Origin of the sequence: Vibrio sp. YT-18 (assembly GCF_033337345.1) — a bacterium.
GTDB classification, from domain to species: Bacteria; Pseudomonadota; Gammaproteobacteria; order Enterobacterales; family Vibrionaceae; genus Vibrio; species Vibrio alginolyticus.
On the sequence record NZ_JAWOQO010000038.1, the window covers coordinates 1 to 6,398 of the forward strand.

A 6,398-nucleotide genomic window follows, 5' to 3' on the forward strand; every position below is an offset into this window, starting at 1 on the left:
TGTTTTACCGTGGTCAACGTGGCCGATAGTACCAACGTTAACGTGCGGTTTCGTACGTTCAAATTTTTCTTTAGACATGAGTGGTCCCTCTAGGTACGGATTTAGGTGGCCCAAATTGACCACGCAACCAAAAAAAGATAATTGGTAAATCTAATATCAAAAGGAAATAAACTTGAGAGCTGGTGCTGATAGGCAGACTCGAACTGCCGACCTCATCCTTACCAAGGATGCGCTCTACCACCTGAGCTATATCAGCACTCAAATTAGAGTGGAGCGGGCAGCGGGAATCGAACCCGCATCATCAGCTTGGAAGGCTGAGGTAATAGCCATTATACGATGCCCGCAACACGTAACTCTGAGAGCTATTTCCTAAAGAATATGGTGGAGGGGGACGGATTCGAACCATCGAAGGCAGTGCCGGCAGATTTACAGTCTGCTCCCTTTGGCCACTCGGGAACCCCTCCAAATTTTCAAGCCATTCAGACTACTAAAGGAAAGAATGGTGCCGACTACCGGAATCGAACTGGTGACCTACTGATTACAAGTCAGTTGCTCTACCTACTGAGCTAAGTCGGCATAAGTGGTGCGCATTCTATTGAATGATTTTCTAGGTTGCAATAGTAATTTGAAAAAAAATCATAAATTTCGATTTTTTAGATTCGTTTGCTGCAAATTCGTACAAACTTAGCTTTTTTAAAGTAAACTTCGACCTTTGTCGTTTGCTTTGAAGTTCGCTTGATGTATGTTCTTGCTTCTATTAAACCAAGGATAAACGAGACCCATGAGTCCATTTTTGTCATTTGACCGTGCAAATTGGGCCGAGTTAAGAAACTCTGTACCGATGACACTTTCTGAAGACGACTTGACTGCGCTTCAGGGCATTAATGAAAACCTAACCATGGAGGAAGCGGTAGAGATCTACCTTCCTTTGTCTCGTCTTTTGAATCTGTATGTCCAGGCTCGTCAAAGCCGCAATTCCGTATTACAACAATTCTTAAATACAGAGGAACATGCTCCCCCTTTCGTAATTGGTATCGCTGGCAGTGTTGCTGTAGGCAAAAGTACGACTGCTCGTATTCTAACGGCATTGCTTTCTCGTTGGGAGAATCATCCCAAAGTGTCCTTGGTTACAACAGATGGCTTCCTATATCCGAAAAAAGTACTAGAAGAACGCGGTATCATGCATCGTAAAGGCTTCCCAGAATCCTATGATATCAAGCGCTTAGTCGAGTTCATGTCTGACGTAAAGGCAGGAAAGCCCGATCTTGAAGTACCCATCTACTCTCACATCACGTATGACATTACTGATGAACTAAGAAAAGTGGATAGACCGGATGTTCTTATTATTGAAGGTTTAAACGTTCTGCAAAGTGGAATGGACTATCCACATGACCCGCATCGTGTCTTCGTCTCTGACTTTTTAGATTTTTCAATTTATGTCGATGCAGAAACAGAGACCATTGAACATTGGTATGTAGAACGCTTTTTAAATTTTCGCCAAGGGGCCTTTACGAAACCAGGCTCTTATTTTAGCCACTACACACAACTCTCTGTCGATGACGCAAAGAAAAAAGCGAAGCAAATTTGGCATGATATTAATGGGCTCAATTTAGAATTGAATATTCTTCCAACTCGTGAGAGAGCCCACTTGATTCTACACAAAGGCGTTAACCACTTAGTTGATAAAGTCTCGTTGCGAAAGTAATCGAAGATTAGTCACTTTTACGCAACGAGATTTCACCACCAATATAAGTCTCTAGTCCTTGGGAGGTTTCGATTAATATTCCACCTTGATGATCGATGCCTCGAACGACGCCATATACCTCTCTAGGACCAATAAGCAGTTTGACCTGACGATTAAGGAAATTGTCTAACCGATTCCAACGTTCGATAAAGCCAGTAAGTCCTTTCATTTCATATTCGACAAGTGCGGAATTCCAATGCTTGATAAGTGTCATTGCTAGAACATTTCTATCGATCTTGAGACTCTGATTTACTTGGTTCAACGTGGTCCATGGCTGGTCAATCTCAGGCTGGTCGTCAGGCATTCCAATATTCAGGCCCATCCCAATCACTAGATGAGCAGCCCCACCGGCCTGACCCGACATTTCAACCAAGATTCCGGCCAGTTTTTTATCTTGATAATACAAGTCATTCGGCCACTTGAGTTTAACACCTTGCATGCCTACTTCTTCCAAAGCTTCCACTGCGGCAATCCCAATCACCAAGCTCAAGCCCATTGCCGCAGCCATTCCTGCATCCAGTCGCCAATACATAGAGAGATATAAGTTAGAGCCAAACGGTGAGACCCATTGTCTACCGCGGCGACCACGCCCTTGTGCTTGATATTCAGCAATACAAACACGGCCCTTTTCCGAATCCGCGACTCTGTCGAGCAAATATTGATTCGTTGAGTCAATCACAGGGACGAGTTCAACAAGTGACTCCGAGCTAGTGGTAAGGAGAGTCTCGTCTAACAACTGCAATGGTGAGGCTAATTGGTAACCGCGCCCTTGCACTCGATAAATATCAATACCCCATTCACTAAGACCTTTAATGTGCTTAGCGATTGCCGCTCTGGAAACATTAAGATCGTCGCCCAACGCTTCTCCTGAATGAAACTCTCCATCACTTAATAACCTTAAAATATGAAGTTTCGTAGAGTGATCTTTTCTCATCTAGATGCCTCGATCTGAGTCAAATTCGTCTCCCCGGTACGATTGAGAAAGCGTACTTCATGCTCAAGTATGATTTGGTATTTATCCCATACCGTCTGCTTCACTAAATAAGCAAGCGCGACAATGTCATCAGCACTACAATTATCCATGTTGGTCAAAACCAAAGCTTGCATAGGGTTGACCTGCGCACCGTGTACAGACTTCCCTTTTAATCCACACTGATCGATAAGCCAACCAGCAGCAATTTTCATTCCTCCAGAAGCTGGGTAGGCCACTACGTTAGGGTATTTTTTTGTGAGTCGATCATAGTGATCTTGCGTGATCACTGGGTTTTTAAAGAAACTACCTGCGTTACCTATCTTGGTTGGATCTGGCAGTTTTGCCTTTCGCACTTGGCATACTCGTTCGAAGATAGAAGCAGGGCTGAGTTGTTCTTCTGGGATACTTTGTAAAGGACCGTACTGGTTAATCGGCTGCCATTGCTTCGCCAACTTAAGCCCTAATGCGGTGATAAAGCACTTTCCGTGCAACGCATGTTTAAATATGGAATCCCTATAGGCAAACTCACAGTCTTGGGCGTGCATTCTTTTGTTTTCAAACGTAGTTAGATCAAGAACATCTACATAATCACAGATGTCTTTTAGCTCTAGGCCATACGCACCAATGTTCTGAATAGGAGCCGAGCCAGCACAACCTGGAATCAAAGCTAAGTTCTCGATCCCACCGATCCCCTGATTCACACACCAGGAAACCAATTCAGGCCAATCTTCACCACCGGCAATATGTAATAGGTAGTGCTCATCCGTTTCCGTGACTTCTTTACCCATGATTCGATTAACAATCACTAATCCCTCAAAATGTTCTGTAAAAAGAACATTACTTCCTTTACCTAAAAAAAGTTTCGGTAAATGGGTGAATCTTGGGTTTTGAAATAGCTCAATAACATCTTCAAGCGACTCAACGATAGCTAAATAGGAACACGATTGTTCAATTCCAAAAGTATGGTAAGCCTTTAGGCTCGCATTTGTTTTAATTTGCATAGTAGGTTTGCAACACCAGATAAGATTCTCTTAAACTGTCGACATTCTACATTAGTTATCTTTTAACCGCAGTGACAATACCAGACTCATTAATCATAGAAGTGTTAAATCCCATCAAGCTCCCCCTCATTAAGAAACTATACAAAGCGTATTACCCTGCGGGTCGAGCCAAAAAAGATGAATTGATCATTACAGCAAGCCATAAAGGTGAAATCATTGCGTTACTACGTTTAAAAAGTGTAGATAAAGTTCGTCTATTGACAGGAATGTTGGTCATTCCGAAAGTTAGGGGAACAGGGATTGGAAAAGAACTACTAACTCATTGTAAAAAAAATGTTTTCACTGATGGCGATTATTGCTTCGCGTTTACACATCTCGAATCCTATTATTCCAAGCATGGATTCACAACAATTGATTGCTCTGAGCTACCACACCCGCTAAAAATGGCATTTCAACGTTATGTAGATAGCGGTAAAGATCTCATTCCAATGCAATTCATCTCTTCAACGACATCAAAACGCGTGCTTTTGTAGCCAGGTAAATCATATCTTTGATAAAATGGCAGGTTCGCAATATTGCACTAAACTAAGGTACTCATACCGATATGATAGTAAGTAGGAATCCATTCGAACAGTTGCCAAGTCTCGCTGTCAATCCGGAAGACTTTGATGTTCTGTATTCAGCAGAATCATTCAGAACCCGTCTTTTAGATGCTATCAGCAAAGCAACGTCGCGAATTTACCTAGTCGCTCTATATCTGGAAGATGATGAAGCTGGACGTGAAATTCTCACTGCGCTTTATGAAGCGAAACAGCGCAATCCTGGGTTGGACATCAATATCTGTGTCGACTGGCATCGAGCGCAGCGTGGCCTGATTGGTGCGGAGACATCTGAGGGTAATTCAGCGCTTTACAAAGCATATGCCAGCAAATACCAACACCCAATCCCTGTCTATGGCATACCAGTGCGTGGCAGAGAAGTTTTTGGGGTACTGCATTTAAAAGGCTTCATTGTCGATGATACTGTTATCTACAGTGGGGCGAGCTTAAATAACGTTTATCTCCATTATCATGAACGTTATCGATTTGATCGTTACCATATGATTCGACATGAATCTTTAGCGAATTCAATGGTGCAATTCATTCAGGAAGAAATGATTGCTCACCCTGCCGTTAATGATCTTGCAGGAAAAGATAAGCCAGAAACCAAAGAAATAAAGTCGGCGATTCGCCAACTGAGGGCTTCTCTTGCTCAAGCCAACTATAAGTTTGAAGACCAAGCTGCAACAGAAGAAAGTGTAAAAGTCACTCCGTTAGTTGGGCTAGGCAAACGCCGTAATCTGCTCAATCAACAGATTGTAAAGTTATTGGCAGCAGCCCAAGACGAAATTTTCATTTGTACGCCTTACTTTAACTTCCCTAAAGCACTTCATCGTGAAGTGAAACGAGCCATGAAGCGTGGTGTGAAAGTAACTATTGTTGTGGGTGATAAAACCGCCAACGACTTTTACATTGCACCTGAGGAAGACTTTAAAACCATTGGCGGACTTCCATATCTTTACGAAGTGAATTTGCGTCGCTTTGCGAAAGCCAATGAAGCGAATATCGCCGCACGTAAATTGTCAATTCACCTATGGAAGCATGACAATAACAGCTTCCACCTTAAGGGTATTTGGGTTGATAAACGCTATATGCTACTTACTGGGAATAACCTAAATCCACGTGCTTGGTCACTCGACCTAGAAAATGGGCTACTCATACAAGACAATTATGCGAAGCTCACTGGGAAGTTTGAAGACGAAGTTTCGCGTATTCTTGAGCATACTCACCTTATCTGTACTTATAAGCAATTAGAGAAAGTAGAAGACTATCCTATAGGGGTACAGCGACTGGTCAGAAAAATCACCCGCCTAAAGGCAGATGGTGTTTTAAAACGTATTCTTTAGACATCATTTCTCGCTCTAAAGTACGTCGAGATTTTTATACTAAGCCAACCGCTTTAGCAGTTGGCTTTTTCATATAATCCATTTGGAATACTTAACTATTTTCTAGTACCGCTAGTGAGCACATAACCACTTAGATCTAGAGCGATTCTCTTAATGGATTTGAGCTTTGACGTTTGTGAGTATTCCGCATAGCTTACAGCCTCGAGCTAAGCTACCCCTCTCTGTTTTGGCGCTTCTTACCCCTTGGCGATATATTTTTTCTGAGACTCATCAAATGTTCAGCGTCGAAAATCATCACCTCGCTAATGAAGAGCTCCTTCAATCTTTCACCTTCCAATTCTTTTCAAGTCGTTTGATTTTTGAGCCAGGAGAGATTGGGGTATATATGACGCTTTTCTGGATTATGCGCACAGCTCGTTTTTTCTTTCTCATCAAGATTCAAGCCGTTGAACGCCTTTGAATACCATAGATTACTTAGGCTTGTTCGTAGGTCATATTGTCTTTCCACAGCATCACCGGCCTATAATTAATTAAAGCCTAGTGTGTAATCACGCAGAGTTCGCTTAGTAGGGATTATGGGGAGTAGTCTAGTTAGGTGTAAACACACTTCAGGGAAACGCCGCAGTAGAAACGAAAAAAGCCCCAGTCTTTCGACCGAGGCTTAATATAAGTGGCGGAGTGGACGGGACTCGAACCCGCGACCCCCGGCGTGACAGGCCGGTATTCTAACCAACT

Annotated in this window: 5 protein-coding genes and 4 tRNA genes; 3 read left to right on the forward strand and 6 right to left on the reverse strand. The window is 42.8% G+C overall.

From position 1 onward, the window contains the following. Window positions 1–180 precede the first annotated feature (180 nt). The 4 genes from R7M72_RS23780 to R7M72_RS23795 all read right to left on the reverse strand — a co-directional run bounded on the left by R7M72_RS23780 (window position 181) and on the right by R7M72_RS23795 (window position 576). Window positions 181–256, reverse strand: a tRNA-Thr gene (locus tag R7M72_RS23780). Window positions 257–269: 13 nt separating this feature from the next. Next, a tRNA-Gly gene (locus R7M72_RS23785) sits at window positions 270–344 on the reverse strand. Between the two features lie 35 nt (window positions 345–379). Beyond that, window positions 380–464: transfer RNA gene (locus R7M72_RS23790), tRNA-Tyr, on the reverse strand. Between the two features lie 36 nt (window positions 465–500). Then, window positions 501–576: transfer RNA gene (locus tag R7M72_RS23795), tRNA-Thr, on the reverse strand. A 205-nt stretch (window positions 577–781) separates the two neighbouring features. Here R7M72_RS23795 and coaA point away from each other — a divergent pair. After that, window positions 782–1,705: a type I pantothenate kinase gene (gene coaA / locus R7M72_RS23800; protein WP_318056347.1), complete on the forward strand. Its 924-nt coding sequence runs from the start codon at window positions 782–784 to the stop codon at window positions 1,703–1,705. A gap of 7 nt (window positions 1,706–1,712) precedes the next feature. Here coaA and birA read toward each other — a convergent pair whose 3' ends face one another. Together birA and murB are read right to left on the reverse strand one after the other, a co-directional pair. Beyond that, entirely contained in the window at window positions 1,713–2,678 is a 966-nt protein-coding gene (gene birA / locus R7M72_RS23805) for a bifunctional biotin--[acetyl-CoA-carboxylase] ligase/biotin operon repressor BirA (protein WP_017821965.1), read from the reverse strand. Further along, entirely contained in the window at window positions 2,675–3,718 is a 1,044-nt protein-coding gene (gene murB, locus R7M72_RS23810; RefSeq protein ID WP_025768995.1) for a UDP-N-acetylmuramate dehydrogenase, read from the reverse strand. Before murB ends, birA begins: the two co-directional genes overlap by 4 nt. A gap of 101 nt (window positions 3,719–3,819) precedes the next feature. Here murB and R7M72_RS23815 point away from each other — a divergent pair, with 101 nt between their 5' ends. Beyond that, window positions 3,820–4,251: a GNAT family N-acetyltransferase gene (locus R7M72_RS23815; RefSeq protein WP_025768994.1), complete on the forward strand. Its 432-nt coding sequence runs from the start codon at window positions 3,820–3,822 to the stop codon at window positions 4,249–4,251. Window positions 4,252–4,322: 71 nt separating this feature from the next. Continuing rightward, window positions 4,323–5,663, forward strand: coding sequence for a CDP-diacylglycerol--serine O-phosphatidyltransferase (gene pssA / locus R7M72_RS23820; protein ID WP_025998545.1), 1,341 nt, complete (start codon window positions 4,323–4,325; stop codon window positions 5,661–5,663). Window positions 5,664–6,398 lie beyond the last annotated feature (735 nt).

Coding starts and splice junctions, on each gene's coding strand:
- coaA (WP_318056347.1), top strand. CDS start 782: ATGAGTCCATTTTTGTCATTTGACCGTGCAAATTGGGCCGAGTTAAGA.
- birA (WP_017821965.1), bottom strand. CDS start 2,678: ATGAGAAAAGATCACTCTACGAAACTTCATATTTTAAGGTTATTAAGT.
- murB (WP_025768995.1), bottom strand. CDS start 3,718: ATGCAAATTAAAACAAATGCGAGCCTAAAGGCTTACCATACTTTTGGA.
- pssA (WP_025998545.1), top strand. CDS start 4,323: ATGATAGTAAGTAGGAATCCATTCGAACAGTTGCCAAGTCTCGCTGTC.